The organism is Mycobacterium sp. E136 (genome assembly GCF_001666865.1).
Taxonomy (GTDB): domain Bacteria; phylum Actinomycetota; class Actinomycetes; order Mycobacteriales; family Mycobacteriaceae; genus Mycobacterium.
The window spans coordinates 1-20,261 of the sequence record NZ_LZJE01000085.1 but is presented as its reverse complement, the minus strand read 5'-3'; the positions used below and the strand labels follow the sequence as shown (position 1 = coordinate 20,261).

The window sequence follows — 20,261 nt, the reverse complement described above, 5'->3', positions numbered from 1 at the left end:
GCGGGTGATCGGCGAGGCCGACGTCGTCGCCTACCACAGCGCCCGGCACGGTAAGAGCATCGCGCGCGGCATCGCGGAGCCGTATCTGCGTCCCGGTCAGATCGAGGAGCATCTCGTCTACCCGGTGACGACCGAGACCACCGACCATCCGGGCGGCTACGCCGGCGCGATGGAGGACTTCTACCGCGAGGCCGCCGACCGCATCGCCGCCCATCTGGAGGCAGGGCGCAACGTGGCGCTGCTGGCCGAGGGCGACCCGCTGTTCTACAGCTCCTATATGCACATGCACACCCGGCTCACCGAACGGTTCGACGCGGTGATCGTGCCCGGGGTGACGTCGGTGAGCGCAGCGTCGGCGGCGGTGGCCACTCCCCTCGTCCAGGGCGACGAGGTGCTGACCATCCTGCCGGGCACGCTGCCCGCCGACGAGCTCCAACGTCGACTTTCGGACACCGACGCGGCGGTGATGCTCAAGCTGGGACGGTCGTATCCGGCTGTGCGCGAGGCACTCTCGGCGGCCGGCCGGCTGGACGACGCCTTCTACGTCGAGCGGGCCAGCACGCCGCAGCAACGGGTGCTCGGCGCCGGCGAGGTCGACGACACCACCGTCCCGTACTTCTCGCTCGCGATGCTGCCGGGCCGGCGCGACCGCGATGCGGTGAGCGGCAGCGTCGCGGTGGTCGGGCTCGGCCCGGGCAGCACCGATTGGATGACCCCGCAGTGCCGTCGCGAACTCGCCGCGGCCACCGACCTCATCGGTTACGGCCCCTACCTCGACCGGGTCGGCAACCGCGCCGGTCAACGCAAGCACCCCAGCGACAACACCGACGAACCCGCCCGCGCCCGGCTGGCGTGCACGCTCGCCGAACAAGGCCGCGCCGTCGCGGTGGTGTCCTCCGGTGACCCGGGCGTCTTCGCGATGGCGACCGCGGTCCTCGAGGAGGCCAAGCAGTGGCCGGGTGTCTCGGTGCGGGTGGTTCCGGCGATGACCGCTGCGCAGGCCGTCGCCAGCCGGGTCGGCGCACCGCTGGGACACGACTATGCCGTGATCTCGCTGTCGGACCGGCTCAAGCCGTGGGACGTGATCGCCGCGCGGTTGACCGCCGCCGCGCAGGCCGACCTGGTGTTGGCCATCTACAACCCCGCCTCGAAGACCCGCAGGTGGCAGGTCGGTGCGATGCGCGACCTGCTGCTCGAACATCGCGACCCCGGCACCCCGGTGGTGATCGGCCGCGACGTGTCCGGGCCCCGCGAGGAGGTCACGGTGGTGCGCCTGGCCGACCTCGACCCCGCCGATGTCGACATGCGGTGCCTGCTGATCATCGGCTCCTCGCAGACCCAGTGGTACACCGACGACGGCGACCGGGTGTTCACGCCGCGACGCTACCCCCAGTAGCTCTAGGCGCTGTTTTCGTATGAGGCTGAGCGCTCGCGACGGTCGAGGGTGTTAATGTCCGGCGCGTGACATCCGTTCTCGCCATTCCACGTGGACCCGAAGATGTAACACCGGCGTGGTTGGGATCAGTGCTGCGGGCGGACGTCGACACGGTCGAGGTGACGCCAATCGGGACGGGCCAGACCGGCGCCACGTACCGCGTCGCGGCGACTTACAGCGGGCCAACGGACCTGCCCCCGTCGTTCGCGATCAAGCTGTCGGCCCAGGACGACGCGGTGCGCGAACGGGTGGCGCTCGGCTACCGCTCCGAGGTCGAGTTCTACTCGCTGATCGCCGACCGGATGCGAATCCCGGTCCCGCGCAGCTACTACCAGAACATCTCCGACGACGGAGCCGACGTCGTGCTGCTGCTGGCCGACATGGCGCCCGCGGTGCAGGGCGATCAGATCGCCGGCTGCAGCCCGACCGAGGCCCGGTTGGCCGTCGAGGCGCTGGCCGGGCTGCACGGCCCGAGCTGGTGTGCGCCCGAGTGGATGGACCTGTCGGCGATCGTCATGCCCAAGCCCGGCGACGCCGAGGCGGCGAAGGGCATGGGCGACGTGTGCAAGATGGCCGGCGACATCGTCAACGACCGACTGGGGTCGTCGATCAGCCCCGACGATCAGGAAACCCTCTCGGCCGCAATGGCTTCGGTGAGCGACTGGTTGATGGCCGAACCTGGCCGCTACGCGCTGATGCACGGCGACTACCGGCTGGACAACATGCTGTTCGATCCGGATCGCACCCGCATCACCGTGGTGGACTGGCAGACGATCGGCATCGGGCTGCCGGGCCGCGACCTCGCGTACTTCACCGCGACGAGCCTCGAACCCGCGGTGCGCGCCGAGATCGAGCGCGACCTCGTCGAGTGCTACCACCGCGCGCTGACCGGATACGGCGTCGAGGATTACGACCTCGACAGCTGCTGGAATGACTACCGGCTCGGGCTGGTGCAGGCGCCGCTGCTCGTCGCGCTGGGCACGGCCTTCGCGTCGACCACCGAACGCGGCGACGAGATGATGCTCGTCATGTTGAGCCGCGGCTGCCGGGCCATCCGCGAACTCGGGACCCTCGACCTCATCGCCTCCTACTCGTAACCTCGTGCGCGTCGGGGTGATCGGCTGCGGCTTCGCGGGGCTGGCGGCCGCGATCGCGTTCCGTCAGGGCGGACACGACGTGACGGTATTCGAGCGATCCGACGGCATCGTCGAGAGCAGCGCTGCGATTTCGCTCGCGCCGAATGCTCTGCGATGCCTGGACATTCTCGGCGTACGTGATCAGTTTCCGTCCAGCTCGATGGCGCGGCTCCCGGCGACCATACGCAGCGACACCGGCCGGGTCCTGATGCGCAGCACCCTGGCGCGATTTGCCGGCGGCGACGACTACTGCCTTGCTGAGCGGTCAATACTTCTCACATCGCTCTCGCGCAGGTACCACACGCGAGTGTTCGGTTTCGCAGCAATGTCACCGAGGTGCGGCCCACCGGCGAGGTCCACGCTGACGGGGTGCAGCATCGATTCGATCTCGTCGTCGCCGCCGACGGTGCACACAGCCGTGCACGTCGAACGCTGTGGTCGCACGAAGCGACGCCACATCGCACCGGCATCACCGCGTGGACATGGATTGTCAACCAGCAGATCAACGACGGATACGGCGCAATCTGGGGCCGTTTCGCCGAATTCGGGATCCTGCCGTTGCCCGACGCAGAACATACGTCTGGGGTGGAGCGCGCCCCGGCCACGCCGATCTGAGCGCGTACCGCGATTGGCCCCACCCCCTGCCCGAACTGATCGCTGCGGCGGATAGCGATCGCATCTCGACCGTGGAACTGACCGAGGTTGCCCCGCCGCGCAACTTTTCGAAGGGACGCGTCGTCCTCATCGGTGACTCCGCCCACGCGATGCGCCCGACGCTGGGTCAGGGCGCCGCGCTGGCCATGGAGGACGCGATCACCCTCGCGCATGGCGGGATAGAGCAGCTAGCGCGGCGCAGGCCCCGGATGTTCGCGCTCTATTGGGTGTCGAAGACCGGCTCTCGAGTAGCCATCCCCAAATTCCGGATCCTGGCCGCGGCGAGGAATACAGCGCTGCGGCTGACACCCGACAGCGTGATGGCATCCTCCGTCGGGTCGGTCAGCCGGTGGACGCCTCCCCCGCGATCCTCCTGACCCAGTCGACCGCCTCCTCCACCGACGCGACCTTCGTCACCCCGGCGGGCAGCGGCGGGCGGTCGACCATCACCACCGCGATTTTGAGATCCGCTGCGGCGTCGAGTTTGGCGCGCGTCATCGCCCCGCCGCTGTTCTTGGTGACCAGCGCGTCGATGCGGTGCTCCCGCAGCAGGGCAAGCTCGTCGTCGTAGCGGTACGGGCCGCGCGACAGCACGACCTGATGCCGCGACGGCAGATCCGCGGCGTCGGGCGGGGTGACCGCGCGGATCAGGAACCACGCGTCGACGTCCTTGAACGCCGCGGCGCCGGAGCGCCCGGTGGTCACGAACACCCGTTGGTAGCCCTGCGCGGCAACGACTTTGGCCGCTTCGGCGTCATCGGTGACGACGGTCGCGTCGCCGGGCGGCCATACGGGTCTGGCCAGCACCAGATGCGGCAGCTCGAGTTCGGCGCACACGGCCGCGGCGTGCGCGGTCATCGTCGCCGCGTACGGATGCGTGGCGTCGACGACGGCGTCCACGCGCTCGTCGTGCAACCACCGACGCAGGCCGTCGACCCCGCCGAATCCGCCGATGCGCACCTCGCCGACCGGCAGCGCGGGGTCGGGTACCCGGCCGGCCAGCGAGCTGATCACATCGACCTCGGGATGCAATCGCGCGGCGAGCGCGCGGGCCTCCGATGTGCCGCCCAACAACAGGATTCGCATCAGTGCTGTCCCCGGCGGACCCGTCCCGACGAGTACAGGTAACTGTCGGCGAAGCCCTCGGCCCCCAGCACGTCGCCCACCACGATGACCGCGGTGCGGGTGATGCCCGTCGCCTTCGTCTGCTCGGCGAGATCGGCCAGCGTGCAGCGCACCACCTCCTGCTGCGGCCATGACGCGAATGCGACCACCGCGCAGGGTGTTTCGGGTTGGTAGCCGCCGGCGAGCAGGTCGGGGACGATCGCGTCGATCTGCGCGGCCGCCAGGTGCAGCACCAAGGTCGCCCCCGGCGCCGACAGCGTACGAAGATCCTCGCCCGGCGGCATCGCGGTCGACAGCGTCGCCACCCGCGTCAGCGTGATTGTCTGCGCCACACCGGGAACCGTCAGCTCACGCCCCAGTGCGGCCGCGGCCGCGGCGAATGCCGGAACCCCGGGCACGATCTCGTAGTCGACGCCGAGATCGTCGAGGCGACGGCACTGTTCGGCCAGCGCGCTGTAGATCGACGGGTCACCGGAATGCAGTCGCGCCACGTCAAGCCCCGCGGCGTGCGCGGTGGCGAGCTCGCCGACGATCTGATCGAGCGTCAGCGGGCCGGTGTCGACGACGCGGGCGTCGGGCGGGCACAGCGCGAGCAGATCCTCGGGCATGATCGAACCGGCGTACAGGCACACCGGGCAGCGCTGCAGCAGCCGCTGCCCCCGAACGGTGATCAGGTCGGCCGCGCCGGGGCCCGCGCCGATGAAGTAGACGGTCATGGTTTGGTCACCACCCACTGCGTCACGGGCATCGCGGGCCGCCAGCCGGTGAAGCCGCCGAGCGCCTCGCCGCGGTAGTGCGCGAACCGCTGAAGCTCGCCGCCGTATCGCGAATACCACTGGGCGACAAGCGCCTCGGACTCGACGGTGACGGCGTTGGCGACGAGCCGACCACCGGAGGGCAACCGGTCGAAACACGCTTCCAGCAGTCCCGGTCGGGTGATTCCGCCACCGACGAAAATCGCGTCCGGTGGGGGTACGAAGTCGAACGACTCCGGCGCATCGAACTGCACCTCCACCCGGGCGCCCAACGCCAGCGCGTTGTCGACGATGCGTTTGCGGCGCTCCTCGTCGCGTTCGAACGCCACGGCCCGACAACCGGTTCCGCTGCGGCACCATTCGATGGCGATACTGCCCGACCCCGCACCGACGTCCCAGAGCATCTGCCCAAGGCGCGGCGCGAGCGCCGCCAGCGTAATCGCGCGCACCGGCTGCTTGGTGATCTGACCGTCGTTGGCGTACACGTCGTCGGGCAGCACCCCGAGCCGTCGCTCGTCGGGCAGGTAGCGCACCGCGATCATGTTGAGGTCATCGACGTCGCCCGGCGGCTGGGCGGCCCACTCGCGGGCGGTCGCCGTGCGGCGGCGCTCCGCGGGGCCGCCGAGCTGTTCGAGCACCGTGAGTTCGGAGTCGCCGCGACCGGTGTCCGCCAACAGCTGTGCCAGCGCGGCGGGAGTCGAGCCGTCGCGCGACATCACCACCGCCTCGCCGCCGCGGCGCACCGCGGTGTGCGGTTCGCTCCAGACCAAACTGATCACCTCGGTGTCCTGCACCGGCCAGCCCATCCGCGCGCACGCCAGCGTCACCGAGGACACGTGCGGCAGCACCGCCACCTGGTCGGGACCGTAAATCCGGATCAGCGAGCTGCCGACGCCGTGCAGCAACGGGTCACCGCTGGCCACGACGTGCACGTCGCCGTCGGCATCGGCATCGTCGAGCAGCGTGCGCAGCGCGGGCAGCATCGGGGACGGCCACTCCCGACGCGACGCGGTGACGCTGTCGTCGAGCAGATCGAGTTGGCGCTGCGATCCGTAAACCACGGTGGCCCTAGCGAGTTCGGCGCGGGAGGCAGGCGACAAGCCCGCCATACCGTCGGCGCCGATACCGACGACGATGATCATCACAACCCTCTGCTCTTCGCGCGAGCGCTCATCGCGGCAACCTCCGCCACACGACCCGCGGCGTCATCCGGAACGCCAGTGCGAGCAGAGCCAGCGGCGCGGGCACCCACACCGTGCGGCGGCGACGACGCAGCGCACGGACGGTCGCGTCGGCCACCTGCGCCGGCGTGCTCGACAGCGGCGCGGGCTTCATCCCCTCGGTCATGCGGCCGACCACGAACCCCGGCCGGACCACCAGCAGCTGAACCCCCGACCCGTGCAGCGCGTCGGCGAGCCCGCCGCAGAACCCGTCGAGCCCCGCCTTGGCGGAGCCGTACACGTAGTTGGCGCGCCGCACCCGCACACCGGCCACCGACGAGAACGCAATGAGGGATCCGGAACCCGCGGCGCGCATCGTCTCCGCCAGCACGGTCAACAGGCTGACCTGGGCAACGAAATCGGTGTGCACGATCGCCGCGGCGTGCGCGGGATCCTTCTCCGCGCGGGCCTGGTCGCCGAGGATGCCGAACGCCAGCACCGCGGTGGCGATCGGGCCGTGCTCGGCGACGATCGACTCGACGAGCGGTCCGTGCGAGTCGAGGTCATCGGCGTCGAACTCACACGGGTGCACCGCGGCGGCGCCTGCCGCACGGACCGCGGCCACCTCGGCGTTCAGGTCGTCCGAGCGGCGCGCCGCCAGCAGCACCGCCGCCCCCGGCGCCAGGCGCGTGGCCACCTCGAGGCCGATTTCGCTGCGACCGCCGAAAATCACGACCAATGGCGGACGCGCGTCAGCCGTGTCTGTCATGGCAGCGATTATGTCCTGCGCTACCGTGAAGGCCGATGGCCCAGTCCAGCCGCCGGGCGACCACCCGGCTCACCACCGACGCGCTCGCGTTCCTGTCCGAGCGTCACCTCGCGATGCTGACGACCCTGCGCTCGGACAACTCGCCGCACGTCGTCGCCGTCGGGTTCACATTCGACCCCGCGACCCACATCGCGCGCGTCATCACCAGCGGCGGCTCCCAGAAGGCGGTGAACGCCGAGCGCCAGGGCGTCGCGGTGCTCAGCCAGGTCGACGGTGCGCGGTGGTTGTCGCTCGAGGGCAAGGCCACGGTCAACACCGACCCCGACGCCGTCCGCGACGCCGAACTGCGCTACGCGCAGCGGTATCGCACGCCGCGAGTGAACCCGAAGCGCGTCGTCATCGAGGTCCGCGTCGAGCGCGTGTTGGGCTCCTCGGACCTGTTGGACCGCATCACCGATTGACCGCGAGCAGACGCGAAACTGCCCAAAATCGCGGAAAAAGCGGCAGGTTTGCGTCTGTTCGGCGGATCAGGTGACGGGTACCACCACCAGATCGTGCGGCCGGTTGTTCACCGACTCGGCCCCGTCGGCGGTGACGATCACGATGTCCTCGATCCGCGCGCCCCACTCGCCGGGAAAGTAGATCCCCGGCTCGACCGAGAACGCCATCCCCGCCTCGAGGGTCAGCGTGTTGCCGGCGACGATGTAGGGCTCCTCGTGCACCGACAACCCGATGCCGTGTCCGGTGCGGTGCACGAACGCGTCCGCCAGACCCTCGGCGGCCAGCACGTCACGCGCGGCCGCGTCGACCTGTTCGGCGGTGACGCCCGGCTTCACGGCCTCGACCGCCGCACGCTGGGCGCGCTGCAGCACCGCGTACCGACGCGCGACGTCGGCGTCCGGTTCGCCGATGCTGTAGGTGCGGGTCGAATCGGAGTTGTAGCCGGGCTCGTAGGGTCCGCCGATGTCGACGACGACGATGTCACCGGCGCGCAGTTCGCGGTCGGAGCACTCGTGATGTGGGTCGGCGCCGTGCGGCCCCGAGCCGACGATGATGAACGCGACCTCCGAATGTCCCTCGGCGACAATGGCTTCTGCGATATCGGCGGCGACGTCGGCTTCCGTCCGGCCGGGCACCAGGAATTCGGGGACCCGCGCGTGGACCCGGTCGATGGCGGCCCCGGCCTTGCGCAGCGCGTCGATTTCGGCCGGATCCTTGATCATCCGCAGCCGGCGCAGCACGTCAGTGGCCAACACCGGTACAGCGCCGAGCACGTCGGCGAGCGGCAGCAGATGCAGGGCGGGCATCGAGTCCGTGACGGCGGTCGTCAACGTCCCACCACCGAGCGCATCGCCGACCAACGCGTAGGGGTCGTCGCCGTCGACCCAGTCGCGCACCGTCAGCCCGAGTTCGGGGACCGCGGACTCCTTCAGCGCGGCCAGCTCCAGTCGGGGCACCACGACGGTCGGTTCGCCGTCGGCAGGCAGCACCAGCGCCGTGAGCCGCTCGAACGTCTGCGCCCGTGAACCGATCAGGTAGCGCAGGTCGTAGCCCGGCGTGATGACCAGGCCCGCGAGACCTGCTTCGGCGGCCGCCGAAGCGGCGGCCCGCAGCCGGGAGGCGTAGACATCGGTGCTGAATCGGTTGGCCGTCATGGGATTCAGGCTAATCCGCGCCCGAATAGGTGGCGACCTCCCTCGACCTTCGCGCTACTGTCAGTGACCGTGGCCGCTCCCCTCGTCCTGCTCGACGGCGCCAGCATGTGGTTTCGCTCCTACTTCGGGGTGCCCAACTCGATCACCGCGCCCGACGGCCGCCCCGTCAACGCGCTGCGCGGCTTCCTCGACGCCATGGCGACGGTGATCACCCGGGAGCGTCCCGGGCGGCTGGTGGTGTGCCGCGACGACGACTGGCGGCCGCAGTGGCGCGTCGACCTCATCCCGTCCTACAAGGCGCATCGCGTCCTCGAGGAGCACCCCGACGGCGAACCCGACGTCGAAGAGGTGCCCGACGAACTCACCCCGCAGGTCGACATGATCTTCGAGATCCTCGACGCGTTCGGCATCCCCACCGCCGGCGCCGCGGAGCACGAGGCCGACGACGTTCTCGGCACCCTGGCTGCGCGCGAGGAACGCGACCCCGTCGTCGTGGTCAGCGGCGATCGGGACCTGCTGCAGCTGGTGCGCGACGAGCCGGTGCCGGTGCGGGTGCTCTACCTGGGCAGCGGGCTGGCCAAGGCGACGAAGTGGGGTCCGGTCGAGGTGGCGGAGAAGTACGGCGTTCCCGTCGACCGGGCGGGGCGCGCCTACGCCGAGCTCGCCCTCTTGCGCGGTGATCCGAGCGACGGCCTACCCGGCGTGCCCGGCATCGGCGAGAAGACGGCGGCGACGCTGCTGGCCCAGCACAAGTCGCTGGAGAACATCCTCGCCGCGGCCAACGACCCGAAGTCGAAGATGAGCAAGGCGTACCGGACCAAGCTGTTGAAGGCGGCCGACTACATCGAGGCGGCCGCCCCGGTGGTCAAGGTGGCCACCGACGCCGAGCTGGACTGGTCGACGCCGAACGACACGCTGCCGCTGGCCGCCGAGCATCCACGCAAGGTGGTCAAGCTCGCCGAGACGTACGGCGTCACGTCCTCGATCGGACGGTTGCAGAAGGCCCTCGACGGGCTCGACGGCTAGCGGTTACCGCTTACTTGGGCCTGCCGACCTCGTAGGTGCCTTTGTCGTCCTGGAACGTGACCGTCACCTGGCGCTTGGTGCCGTCGATGCTGACCTCGCAGTCGAACGTGCCGCCCTTTTGAACGGTCGGGTTCTGGCCGTCGTTGCACTTGACGTCCTTGACGTTCTTGGCGCCGTATCCGTTGGCCTCGTCGGTGAGGATCTGCTGCACCCCGCTCTGCGCGGCGTCGATGTCGAGCTTGGTCGTGACGAAGAAGCCAGGCTTCCAGAAGCCCAGCACCAGCACCACCGCGACGATGACCGCCGCCAGCAGGCCGATCACGCCGCCGATCACGGCCAGTGAGCGCTTGGAACCGTCCTCGGAGCCGGGTGTGCCGTACTGCGGGTACTGGCCGTACTGCCCCGGCTGCTGGCCGTACTGGCCGGCCTGCTGACCGAACTGGCCGGACTGATCGCCGTACTGGCCGGGCTGATAACCGGTCTGTCCGGGTTGCGCGTAGGGCTGGCCGTAGTGCGGCTGCGCGTACTGGCCGGGCTGCTGGAATCCGGGCTGGCCGTACTGCTCGCCACCCGGGTACTGCTGCGGGGGCTGATACGCCGGCTGCTGGTACTGCGGATACTGCTGAGCCTGCTGCGAGGGGTCGTAGGCGGGCGGCTGCCAATTCGGCGCCGCCTGGGTCGCGTCACCACCCTGCGGCTGCCACTGCTGGTTGGCCGATGGATCGCTGGACGACTGGTCCGTAGGCTGGTCCGGCTGCTGGCCTGGCCACGACTGCGTCGGATCAGATCCTTGCGGTCCGCTCATATCACTCCTTGTTCACCCGCGGCCGAGCCGCGAATATCTGGGCGTCTTGCTCCCGACACATTACCCCGCATCAACAGCGACGACGCCGCGTCGAACGTCGTTTATCGCGCGTTTCGCGGTGGCCCGCAACGCCGCGCTGGGTGCGGCGTTGCGCACCTGGTCGAGCAGGTCGAGCACCTGTCGGCACCACCGCACGAAATCACCCGCCGACAGCGGCGATCCGCTGCCTGTGGCATCCGACGCGGCCAGGGCGCTGGTCAGGTCGCCGGTGGTGGCCCAGCGGAAAATCGCCGCGACGAATCCGTCGTCGGGTTCGCGGCTGCCCGTGATGCGGTGGCGTTGTTCATCGGCGCGCAGCTCGCTCCACAGCCGCCGCGTCTGGTTGAGCGCGCGGCGCAGCTTGCCGGTCGGGATGTCGAAGCCGTCGCGCCCGCCCGGCGTGTCGCCGCGTGCCTCGTAGAGCACCGCCGACACCACGCCCGACAGTTCGGCCGCGTCGAGCCCGTCCCAGATGCCGGTGCGCAGGGCCTCCGCCACCAGCAGGTCGCTCTCGCTGTAGATCCGGGCCAGCAGGCGCCCGTCGTCGGTCACCTTCGGATCGTCGGCGGCCCCGGTGATGAATCCCCGTTCGGTCAGCAGCGCCACGATCCGGTCGAACGTGCGCGCCAAGGAGTTCGTCGCGGCCGCCACCTTCTGCCGGATCTGCTCGTTGTCTTTCTCGATGCGCAGGTACCGCTCGGCCAGCCGTGCCTTCTCCTCGCGGTCGGGCCGGTGGTGCACCGGGTGGGCGCGCAATTGCTCCCTCAGAACGGCGAGTTCGGGGTCGATGTCGCGTTCGGGGTTCGCGGGGCCGCTGCGTTTGCCCTTCTTCGGAGGGACATCGAGGCGTTCGGCCGCGGAGTTCAGCGCCGACGCCAGATCGCGCCGGGCGCGCGGGTTGCGGTGCTCGACGCGTTTGGGCAGCGGCATGGACCCCAACGGGGCCGACGTGCCCGAGTAGTCGGCCGACGAGATCCGCCCGGCCCAGCGGTGTTCGGTCAGCACCAGCGGGCGGGGATCCTCGTCGTCGCGGGCCGGTTCGAGCACGACGGCCAATCCCCCGCGTCTGCCATGGGTGATCGTGATGATGTCGCCGCGGCGCAGTGATGCCAACGCTTCGTTGGCGGCCCTGCGGCGCTGCAACCGCGACGCTCGCGACTGGGCGCGTTCGCGTTCGGAGATCTGCATCCGAAGCCGGACGTAGTCGAGGATCGCGTCGTCGCCGAGTTCGGCGCTGATCTCTTCGAGCATCCGCTCGCCGCGCTCGATGCCGCGGCGCAACCCGACCACCGACCGGTCGGCCTGATACTGCGCGAACGAGGCCTCCAGCAGTTTGTGCGCCTGGGCCGGGCCCATCTGCCGGACGAGGTTGATCGTCATGTTGTACGACGGCGCAAAGGAACTGCGCAGCGGGAACGTCCGGGTGGACGCCAGCCCCGCCACCTCGGCGGGTTCGACGTCGGGGGTCCACAGCACCACCGCATGGCCCTCGACGTCGATGCCGCGACGGCCGGCGCGCCCGGTCAGCTGAGTGTACTCGCCGGGCGTCAACGGAACGTGTTGCTCGCCGTTGAACTTCACCAACCGCTCCAGAACCACCGTGCGGGCGGGCATGTTGATGCCCAAAGCCAATGTCTCCGTAGCGAATACAGCCTTCACCAAACCCGCGGAGAACAGCTCCTCCACGGTGTGACGGAACACCGGCAGCATGCCTGCGTGGTGGGCGGCCAGGCCGCGCAGCAGCCCCTCACGCCATTCGTGGTAGTCCAGGACGATCAGGTCGGACTCGGGCAGATCGCCGCAGCGACGGTCAACGACCTCGGCGATGCGGGCCCGTTCCTCGTTGGTGGTCAGCCGCAGCGACGACCGCAGGCACTGCTTGACCGCCGCGTCGCAGCCCGCACGCGAGAAGATGAATGTGATTGCGGGCAGCAGCTCTTCGCGGTCCAGCGTGGCGATCACGTCCGGCCGCGACGGCGGGCGGTACATGGCCGGCCGGCCCCTGTTACGGCCCCGGCCCCGCGGCTGCCAGTCGGTGAGCCGGTCGGCTTCGCGCCGATGTGCGATGTGGCGCAACAACTCCGGGTCGACCACCAGCTCCCGGTTCTGCCTCTTGGGAGCGCGGTCGGCGCGGGTGGCGCGGTAGTCGAACAGGTCGAACAGCCGCTTGCCGACCAAGACGTGCTGCCACAGCGGAACCGGGCGATGCTCGTCGACGATGACCGCGGTGTCGCCGCGCACGGTCTGGATCCAGCCGCCGAACTCCTCGGCATTGCTCACCGTGGCCGACAGGCTGACCAGTCGCACCTCGTCGGGCAGGTGCAGGATGACCTCTTCCCACACCGCACCGCGCATCCGGTCGGCCAGGAAGTGCACCTCGTCCATCACGACGTACGAAAGCCCGTGCAGTGAGGACGAATTCGCGTAGAGCATGTTGCGCAGCACCTCGGTGGTCATCACAACCACGTCGGCGTCGCCGTTGATCGACTGGTCCCCCGTCAGCAGGCCGATCTTCTCCGGGCCGTACCGGCGCACGAGATCGGTGTGCTTCTGGTTGCTCAGCGCCTTGATCGGCGTGGTGTAGAAGCATTTCCCGCCCGCCGCCAGCGCGAGGTGCACCGCGAACTCCCCCACGACGGTCTTGCCCGCACCCGTCGGGGCGCACACCAGCACCCCGTGCCCGTTCTCCAGCGCTTCGCACGAGCGGCGCTGGAAGTCGTCGAGCGTGAACGACAACTGCTCGCTGAATATGGCCAGCTGGCAGCCCAATTCACTAGGTGGCATCGTCATCGATCACATGCCGCGCGGATGTCGGCACGGTGCTGGACGCGTCGACGGGCTCGACCGGTCCGATCGGCGCCGCCGCGTCGTCGGGAATGTCCTCGAGCGCGGCGCGTTTGGCCTTGCGGCGGTCGTGCAGCCGCGCGAGTTGGATCGCGAACTCCAGGAGGACCGTCAGGGCCGCCGCCAGCGCCAGCATCGAGAACGGATCCGAGCCGGGGGTGAACAGCGCGGCGAAGACGAACATCGCGAAGATCAGGCCGCGGCGCCACGCCTTGAGCCGCTCGTAGGTCAGCACGCCGACCGCGTTGAGCATCACGATCACCAGCGGGAACTCGAAGCTGAAACCGAACACCAGCAGCAGATTGATCAGGAAGCCGAAGTACTGGTCGCCGGACAGCGCGGTGATCTGCACGTCGCTGCCGACAGTGAGCAGGAAGCCCAGCGCGGTGGCCAGCACCAGGTAGGCCAGCACCGCGCCCGCGACGAACAGTCCCGCGCCGACGGTGACGAACGCGATCGCGAACCGGCGCTCCTTCTTGTACAGCCCCGGGGTGATGAACGCCCAGATCTGGTAGAGCCACACCGGGCAGGCCAGCACGATGCCCGCCGTCAGCGCGACCTTCAACCGCAGCATGAACTGGTCGAACGGGGCGGTGGCGAGAAGTCGGCACTCGTCGCCGGGCGCGATGGTCGCCCGGGACGACGGGGGCAGCGCGCAGTACGGGCCGCGAAGCCAGTCACCGAGGCTGGGCAGTCCGAAGACACCGTGGGTGTACCAGAGGAAGCCCAGGGTCGTGGTGAGGACGACCGCGGCGGCCGAGATCAGGAGTCTGGTGCGTAGTTCGTGCAGGTGCTCGACCAGCGACATCGTGCCATCGGGGTTGACCCGGGAGCGCCGTCGGCGAGGATCGAGTTTTCGGAAGAGTCCTGGGGTCTGCACGGCATGCCTACTGACGCGGCAGCGTGGCCGCGGTTAGTCGATTCTCGACGGTCAGGCCGGACGTTTGTCCGAGGGCTGCTCGGTCGTCGGGGCCGTTGCGTTGTCTGGCGCGGCGTTGTCGACCCGCTCCGAGGCGATCGGAGTCGCCTGCGGCGTTTCCGGCTTGGAATCGGACTGCATCTCCTTGATCTCCGATTTGAAGATCCGCATCGACTTGCCGAGCGAGCGCGCCGCGTCCGGGAGCTTCTTGGCACCGAAGAGCAGCACGAATACAGCGATAACGATCACCCAGTGCCAGGGTTGTAGACCGCCCATTTAGGTCACCTCCAGACGTCCGGGCCAGTCTACCGTCACTCGGTCTTTTCGCCGTAGGCGCGCAACGCGGCATGCGCCGACTCGCGAACCCGATCGGCGAGGTCGGCGGGTTCGAGCACCCGCACGGCGGAGCCGAACCCGAGCAAGAACCGGGCCATCCAGTCGTCGGAGGCGTAGGTCATCGCGGCCTCCCACCCCCCGTTCGGAAGCTCCCGGCTCACCCGCAGCGGGTAGTAGTCGAACATCCACGCCGCCGAACGGTCGATCAGCAGCGTCGCCGACGGCAGCGCCGGGTCGGCGTCGAACAGCGAGGTGTCCGGTTCGGCTTGCACCGCCGGTGGCGGTGGCGCCGCGGGCTCGTCGAGCACCTGCGCGTCGACGATGCGGTCGAACCGGAACAGCCGCACCCCCTCGGCGGTGCGGCACCACGCCTCCAGGTAGCTGTGGTCGCCGACCAGCACGACGCGGATCGGGTCGACGATGCGGCTGGTCAGCATGTCGTGCGAAGCCGAGTAGTACTCGATCGACAACGCCCGCCCGTCACGGACGGCCGCCCGCACCGCCGCGGCCGCGTCACTCTCGATCGGCGCCGGTTCTTCGACCGCCGCGCCGTCGCTGCCGACGGTGCCCGCGGCGTTCTCGATCTTGGCGATTGCGCTGCGCGCCGCCTCCGGATCGACCATGCCCGGCACGTCGGCCAGCGCGCGCAGGGCCACCAGCACGCCGGTCGCCTCCGGCGACGTCAGCCGCAGCGGGTGGTCGATGCCCGCGGTGAACGTGACTTCGATTGTGTCGCCGGAGAATTCGAAGTCGATCAGGTCGCCGGGCCCGTAGCCAGGCAGCCCGCACATCCACAGCTGGTTGAGGTCCTCGCGCAGCTGCTTGACGCTGACGCCGAGATCCGAGGCCGCCTCGGCGTAGGTGATCTTCGGGTTGGCCTGGAAGTACGGCACCATGTTGAGCAACCGGACCAGCCGGGTCGACACGGCCGTCATGCGCGATCCGCCTTCGCCTGCGCCCGCAGCCTGGCCAGCACGTCCTCCCGCAGCGACTCCGGTTCGAGCGCGACCGCGTCCGGGCCGTAGCTGGCGATCTCGCGGGCCAGCCGGTCGAACATCCCGATGTCGAGGGTGATCACCTCGCCCGCGCGGCCGTTGAGCGTTTCCGGGGCCGTCGCCGCGGCCCGTCGTCGCAGCGCCGTGCCCCTGCCCTCGGCGATCCACACGCGGGCCTGGCCACCGGAGGGCCACTCGCTCACGGCGCGTTCGACGATCTCGCGCAGGTCGACGTCGCGCGGCCGCTTGACCGCACCCGGCGGCCCGACCGTCGCCACCTCGGCGCCGATGCGGGAGAGCCGGAACGTGCGGGTGGCGTCGCGGTCACGGTCGTGCCCCACCAGATACCAGCGGCCGCGGTGGGTGATGACGCCCCAGGGCTCCACCGTGCGGGTGGTGTACGGGTCGCTGCGCGACGGCCGGTGCGGGAACTGCACCGCCTGTCCGGAGTCGATGGCGGACAACAGGATTCCCAGCACCTCTTCCGACCCGCGCAGGCCGGGCAACGCCGCGGTCGACGTGATCGCCGGAGCGGCCTCGACCGCGTCGATGTCGATGCCCGCCGCGCGCAGCTTCAGCAGGGCGCCCTGAGTGGCGGTGATGAGTTCCGGCGACTCCCACAGCTGGGTGGCCACCGCGACGGCGGCGGCCTCGTCAGGGGTCAGCTCGACCGCCGGCAGCGCGTAGGCGTCGCGGTTGATCCGGTAGCCCTCGGTCGGGTCGAACTGCGAGACCCGTCCGGTCTCCAGCGGTATGCCCAAGTCGCGCAGCTCGTTCTTGTCGCGCTCGAACATGCGGGAGAATGCCTCGTCGCTGGCGCTGTCCGAGTAGCCGGAAACCGTCTGCCGGATCCGCTCGGCAGTGATGAAATTCCGTGTCGACAGCAGCGCGATCACGAGGTTCATCAGCCGCTCGACTTTGGAGATCGCCACTCGACCCAGCTTAGGGTGTCCGGTCTGCCCGGCGAGCGCTCAGCCTTGTACGAGTTTTCGCGTCGAAACCGTACATAGGTGAGCGCTCACGCAGCGGCCGTGCGGGTGAGATGGGCGTCGATGCGACGCAGCATCACCTCGGGGCGGCGACGCACGTCGTCACTGACGATCGACAGGACCCGCCATCCAACCTCCTCAAGGGCCGCTCGCTTATGGCGATCTCTGCGCAACGCGTCGGGCGAACTGTGCCAGTTGAATCCGTCGTACTCGACGGCGAGGCGTTGGTTGGGCCATGCGAAGTCGACGCGCCACAACAGGCCGTCGCGGTCGAGAATCTCGTATTGGAGAAGGGGATCCGGCAATCCTCCGTCGACCATCACCAGTCGGGCTTCGCTTTCCATCGGCGATTCCGCCTCCGGCCGAGCCAACGCGATCAGTTCGCGCACCGCGACGATTCCGCGCCTGCCACATTGGGCTTTCGCAGCGAGTCGCAATTGGTGCCGGTCGCACGTGCCGCTGCGCAATGCCGCGTCGAGCGTCGCCAGAGCACGCGGACGCCGGAGGCTGCGGGCCACCTCGACCGCCGTCCATGCCGGGTGCACCTTCAGGCCGTCGTGGTCGCGCAGCAGATGGCCGGTGGGATTGAGGACGTGGAGGTCGGTGACGCCCTCGGTATCGAAACCGAACATCGCCGCCGCGGTGCCCAGATACACAATCACCGATTCACCACACCGGAGGTCCAACCCCCGCAGGCGTGTCTGCACGTCGGGCGTACCGAGGCTGTAGATGCCGGGGTAGATCCGCACCAACTCGCCCGACCGCAGTCGGCGCTGCATAGCGCGACGGGTCAGGTGCCGCAGGATTTGCGCAGAGGTCGCAACCGCTCCCTGTGCGGCGAACACGGCGCGAAGTTCTGGCGGCATTCACGAATTGTTGGATTCCGGGAGCCGTGAGCGCCAATAGCCCCTGTGGATAGTTGCCGAGCGCTCATCCTTGTACAGAATCCGAGCCCCGAACCGTACAAGAGTGAGCGCTCGCGAGACTTACATCGAGGCGATCAGCCGCTTCACCCGCTCGTCGACCGACCGGAACGGGTCCTTGCACAGCACCGTGCGCTGCGCCTGATCGTTGAGCTTGAGATGCACCCAGTCGACGGTGAAGTCCCGGCCCGCCTCCTGCGCGGCGCTGATGAACTCGCCGCGCAGCTTGGCCCTCGTGGTCTGCGGCGGGGTGTTGACGGCCGCCTCGATGTCCTCGTCGGTGGTGATCCGCGCGGCCAGGCCCTTGCGCTGCAGCAGGTCGAACACGCCGCGACCGCGCTTGATGTCGTGATACGCGAGGTCGAGCTGGCTGATCTTCGGATCGGACAGCTCCATGTTGTAGCGGTCCTGATAGCGCTGGAACAGCTTGCGCTTGATCACCCAGTCGATCTCGGTGTCGACCTTGGCGAAGTCCTGGCTCTCCACGGCGTCGAGCTGGCGACCCCACAGGTCGACGACCTGCTGGATCTGCGTGTTGGGCTCGCGGCTCTGCAGGTACTCGACGGCGCGGGAGTAGTACTCGCGCTGGATGTCGAGCGCGCTGGCCTGCCTGCCGCCTGCGAGGCGCACCGGACGGCGGCCGGTCAGGTCGTGGCTGACCTCGCGGATCGCGCGGATCGGGTTGTCCAGCGAGAAGTCGCGGAACGCGACCCCGGCCTCGATCATCTCGAGCACCAGCGACGCGGTGCCGACCTTGAGCATCGTCGTGGCCTCGCACATGTTCGAGTCGCCGACGATGACGTGCAGCCTGCGGTACTTCTCGGCGTCGGCGTGCGGCTCGTCGCGGGTGTTGATGATCGGGCGCGACCGAGTGGTCGCCGACGAGACACCCTCCCAGATGTGCTCGGCACGCTGGCTCAGGCAGAACGTCGCGGCCTTCGGGGTCTGCAGCACCTTGCCCGCACCGCAGATCAGCTGGCGGGTCACCAGGAACGGCAGCAGCACGTCGGAGATCCGCGAGAACTCGCCGGCCCGCACGATCAGGTAGTTCTCGTGGCAGCCGTAGGAGTTGCCCGCCGAGTCGGTGTTGTTCTTGAACAGGTAGATGTCACCGCCGATGCCCTCGTCGGCCAGCCGCTGTTCGGCGTCGATCAGCAGGTCCTCGAGCACCCGCTCACCCGCCCGGTCATGCGTGACCAACTGCGTCAGGCTGTCGCATTCGGCGGTGGCGTACTCGGGGTGACTGCCCACGTCGAGGTAGAGCCGGGCGCCGTTTCGGAGGAAGACGTTCGAACTGCGGCCCCACGACACGACTCGCCGGAAGAGGTAGCGAGCCACCTCGTCGGGGCTGAGCCGACGGTGGCCGTGGAACGTGCAGGTGACACCGAATTCGGTCTCGATGCCCATGATTCGTCGCTGCACCTCATCGAGACTACTTGTTGCTCGCCGGTCACGGAGGGCAAGCCGCGCCGAAGAAGGCGGCGGACCTTCGGTTGACATCCTCGCGGCGGTCCGTAAGGGCGCGGGCCTGTGGATAACTTCAGCGGCGTGGCCGCCGGTTCTGTCAGCATGAGCCATGGGGGAAATCGTTGAAGTCGACGTGTCGCAACTGCGCACCGTCGCCGACCGGGTCATGACCGCCGCCGACCGGATCGCCGAGATGCGTTGGCCCGAATTGAATCCGGACGACCTTCGCGGCACGGCCGTCGCCGGCGTCGCCGAACCGGCGCCCGTCGCGCCCGGACTCGCCGAAGTCGTCGCCATCATGCGCGGTTGGGCGCTCGCGGCCCGAATCTCGGCGGACGCGTTCGAACGCGCCGAACAACGCACCGGCGACCGCATCGGACGGTGACGCGGCCGACCATCGGCCAGGTCGAAGCGTGGCAGCCTGCCGCGCTGAACCGGCTGGCCGACGGGTGGGACGGCAATGCCCGGTTCCTGTCCGCGCACGCCGACACCCTGCCCGCCGATCTCAGCTTCTGGACCGGTACGGCCGCCGACGCCGCCGGCATGAAGGCGAAAAGCATTGTCGCGACGGCGGATACGCTCGCGCGGGCCCTGGTCTTGGCGGCCGCTGCCGCCCGCGACGGTGCCGCCCAGCTCGGCGCGGCCCGGGCCGGCGTGCTGACGCTGGTGGACACCGCGCGCTCGGAGGGCTTCACCGTCGACGACACCGGGTCGGTCGCGGTGCATGCCCCGCCGTCGTCGCTGCTGGTCACGCTGTCGGGCGGTGCGCCGTCCGTCGCCGCGGAGATGCTCACCGTGCGCGCCGACGAGCTGACCGACCGACTCACTGCGGCGCTGGATCGGCTGGACGCCGCGGACGCCGACGCCGCCGCCGACATCGCCGAGGCACTCGCGATCCCCCTGCCGGCCGGTGCGCAGACCGCCGACGCCGACGTCGTCGCCGCGTGGCCGACGACGAGCCAGGACGGGATCGCTGCCCAGATCGCGGCGCTGACGCCCGAGCAGCGCCAGCGGTTGGTCCACGAGTTTCCCGAGCAGGTCGGCAACACCGACGGCGTGCCGTGGGAGATGCGGGTTCAGGCCAACCGCACCAACGTCGCGCAGGCCGTGCTGCGCGAACCCGACCCCGAACGCCTTGCGGTGTACCAGGAGCTGCTCGGTGAGATCGACGACCCCGCAGGCAAACACGGCCGCCTCGACCGTCAGCTCCTCGGCTTCGATCCCGCACG

At 69.5% G+C, this 20,261-nt stretch carries 20 protein-coding genes and 2 pseudogenes; 9 read left to right on the top strand and 13 right to left on the bottom strand.

Going from position 1 to position 20,261, the window contains the following annotated elements; translation table 11 throughout:
- The 5 genes and pseudogenes from cobJ to A5698_RS29720 all read left to right on the top strand — a co-directional run.
- Positions 1-1,396 (top strand): precorrin-3B C(17)-methyltransferase (cobJ, locus tag A5698_RS06525; RefSeq protein ID WP_068294644.1); only part of this gene is annotated, 1,396 nt, incomplete at its 5' end.
- A 65-nt stretch (positions 1,397-1,461) separates the two neighbouring features.
- Positions 1,462-2,532: a phosphotransferase family protein gene (locus A5698_RS06520; protein WP_068294635.1), complete on the top strand. Its 1,071-nt coding sequence runs from the start codon at positions 1,462-1,464 to the stop codon at positions 2,530-2,532.
- Positions 2,533-2,536: 4 nt separating this feature from the next.
- Positions 2,537-2,650, top strand: a pseudogene (locus A5698_RS29815) (NAD-binding protein); the annotation flags it as partial.
- Between the two features lie 290 nt (positions 2,651-2,940).
- Complete coding sequence (locus tag A5698_RS29320) at positions 2,941-3,186, top strand: hypothetical protein (RefSeq protein ID WP_231967316.1); 246 nt, start codon at positions 2,941-2,943, stop codon at positions 3,184-3,186.
- A complete protein-coding gene (locus A5698_RS29720) occupies positions 3,084-3,602 on the top strand; it encodes an FAD-dependent monooxygenase (protein WP_286144358.1) in 519 nt (172 codons plus the stop codon). Before A5698_RS29320 ends, A5698_RS29720 begins: the two co-directional genes overlap by 103 nt.
- Here A5698_RS29720 and A5698_RS06505 read toward each other — a convergent pair.
- From A5698_RS06505 to dprE2, 4 genes are read right to left on the bottom strand one after another with little or no spacing between them, the layout of a single operon-like run.
- Positions 3,568-4,311: a cobalt-precorrin-6A reductase gene (locus tag A5698_RS06505; RefSeq protein WP_068294626.1), complete on the bottom strand. Its 744-nt coding sequence runs from the start codon at positions 4,309-4,311 to the stop codon at positions 3,568-3,570. The two genes, A5698_RS29720 and A5698_RS06505, sit on opposite strands and share 35 nt — an antisense overlap.
- Positions 4,311-5,066: a precorrin-4 C(11)-methyltransferase gene (gene cobM, locus A5698_RS06500; RefSeq protein WP_068294624.1), complete on the bottom strand. Its 756-nt coding sequence runs from the start codon at positions 5,064-5,066 to the stop codon at positions 4,311-4,313. Before cobM ends, A5698_RS06505 begins: the two co-directional genes overlap by 1 nt.
- Positions 5,063-6,247, bottom strand: coding sequence for a precorrin-6y C5,15-methyltransferase (decarboxylating) subunit CbiE (gene cbiE / locus A5698_RS06495; RefSeq protein ID WP_084792298.1), 1,185 nt, complete (start codon positions 6,245-6,247; stop codon positions 5,063-5,065). Before cbiE ends, cobM begins: the two co-directional genes overlap by 4 nt.
- Positions 6,248-6,275: 28 nt before the next feature.
- A complete protein-coding gene (gene dprE2 / locus A5698_RS06490; RefSeq protein ID WP_068294621.1) occupies positions 6,276-7,034 on the bottom strand; it encodes a decaprenylphospho-beta-D-erythro-pentofuranosid-2-ulose 2-reductase in 759 nt (252 codons plus the stop codon).
- A gap of 35 nt (positions 7,035-7,069) precedes the next feature.
- Here dprE2 and A5698_RS06485 point away from each other — a divergent pair, with 35 nt between their 5' ends.
- Positions 7,070-7,495 carry a F420-dependent biliverdin reductase gene (locus A5698_RS06485; protein WP_068294618.1) on the top strand — a complete coding sequence of 142 codons (426 nt, stop codon included), beginning with the start codon at positions 7,070-7,072 and terminating at the stop codon, positions 7,493-7,495.
- Between the two features lie 66 nt (positions 7,496-7,561).
- Here A5698_RS06485 and A5698_RS06480 read toward each other — a convergent pair whose 3' ends face one another.
- Positions 7,562-8,689: a M24 family metallopeptidase gene (locus tag A5698_RS06480; RefSeq protein WP_068294615.1), complete on the bottom strand. Its 1,128-nt coding sequence runs from the start codon at positions 8,687-8,689 to the stop codon at positions 7,562-7,564.
- 69 nt (positions 8,690-8,758) lie between these two features.
- On the opposite strand from A5698_RS06480, the gene A5698_RS06475 reads away from it, so the two are divergent.
- Positions 8,759-9,715: a 5'-3' exonuclease gene (locus A5698_RS06475; RefSeq protein ID WP_068294638.1), complete on the top strand. Its 957-nt coding sequence runs from the start codon at positions 8,759-8,761 to the stop codon at positions 9,713-9,715.
- 10 nt (positions 9,716-9,725) lie between these two features.
- Here the strand turns inward: A5698_RS06475 and A5698_RS06470 are convergent, their stop codons facing one another.
- The 8 genes from A5698_RS06470 to pafA all read right to left on the bottom strand — a co-directional run bounded on the left by A5698_RS06470 (position 9,726) and on the right by pafA (position 18,987).
- Positions 9,726-10,520, bottom strand: a complete 795-nt coding sequence (locus tag A5698_RS06470; protein WP_068294612.1) for a DUF4333 domain-containing protein — start codon at positions 10,518-10,520, stop codon at positions 9,726-9,728.
- Positions 10,521-10,580: 60 nt separating this feature from the next.
- Positions 10,581-13,343: a DEAD/DEAH box helicase gene (locus A5698_RS06465; RefSeq protein WP_502688879.1), complete on the bottom strand. Its 2,763-nt coding sequence runs from the start codon at positions 13,341-13,343 to the stop codon at positions 10,581-10,583.
- Positions 13,333-14,283 (bottom strand): twin-arginine translocase subunit TatC, encoded by a 951-nt coding sequence (tatC, locus tag A5698_RS06460; protein WP_068294606.1) that lies wholly within the window; start codon positions 14,281-14,283, stop codon positions 13,333-13,335. Before tatC ends, A5698_RS06465 begins: the two co-directional genes overlap by 11 nt.
- A gap of 51 nt (positions 14,284-14,334) precedes the next feature.
- The gene (gene tatA / locus A5698_RS06455; RefSeq protein ID WP_068294603.1) at positions 14,335-14,598 is read right to left on the bottom strand and encodes a Sec-independent protein translocase subunit TatA; all 264 of its coding nucleotides are present in this window, start codon (positions 14,596-14,598) and stop codon (positions 14,335-14,337) included.
- 35 nt (positions 14,599-14,633) lie between these two features.
- Entirely contained in the window at positions 14,634-15,593 is a 960-nt protein-coding gene (locus A5698_RS06450) for a helix-turn-helix transcriptional regulator (protein WP_067085286.1), read from the bottom strand.
- Positions 15,590-16,585, bottom strand: a complete 996-nt coding sequence (locus A5698_RS06445) for a helix-turn-helix transcriptional regulator (RefSeq protein WP_067085284.1) — start codon at positions 16,583-16,585, stop codon at positions 15,590-15,592. Before A5698_RS06445 ends, A5698_RS06450 begins: the two co-directional genes overlap by 4 nt.
- An 86-nt stretch (positions 16,586-16,671) precedes the next feature.
- Entirely contained in the window at positions 16,672-17,508 is an 837-nt protein-coding gene (locus A5698_RS06440) for an endonuclease domain-containing protein (RefSeq protein WP_068294600.1), read from the bottom strand.
- Between the two features lie 120 nt (positions 17,509-17,628).
- Positions 17,629-18,987, bottom strand: coding sequence for a Pup--protein ligase (pafA, locus tag A5698_RS06435; protein ID WP_156613781.1), 1,359 nt, complete (start codon positions 18,985-18,987; stop codon positions 17,629-17,631).
- Between the two features lie 154 nt (positions 18,988-19,141).
- Between pafA and A5698_RS06430 the strand changes: the two genes are divergently transcribed.
- A complete protein-coding gene (locus A5698_RS06430; RefSeq protein WP_067085278.1) occupies positions 19,142-19,417 on the top strand; it encodes a DUF7162 family protein in 276 nt (91 codons plus the stop codon).
- Positions 19,414-20,261: pseudogene (locus tag A5698_RS06425) on the top strand (alpha/beta hydrolase); the annotation flags it as partial. The gene A5698_RS06430 and the pseudogene A5698_RS06425, both read left to right, overlap by 4 nt.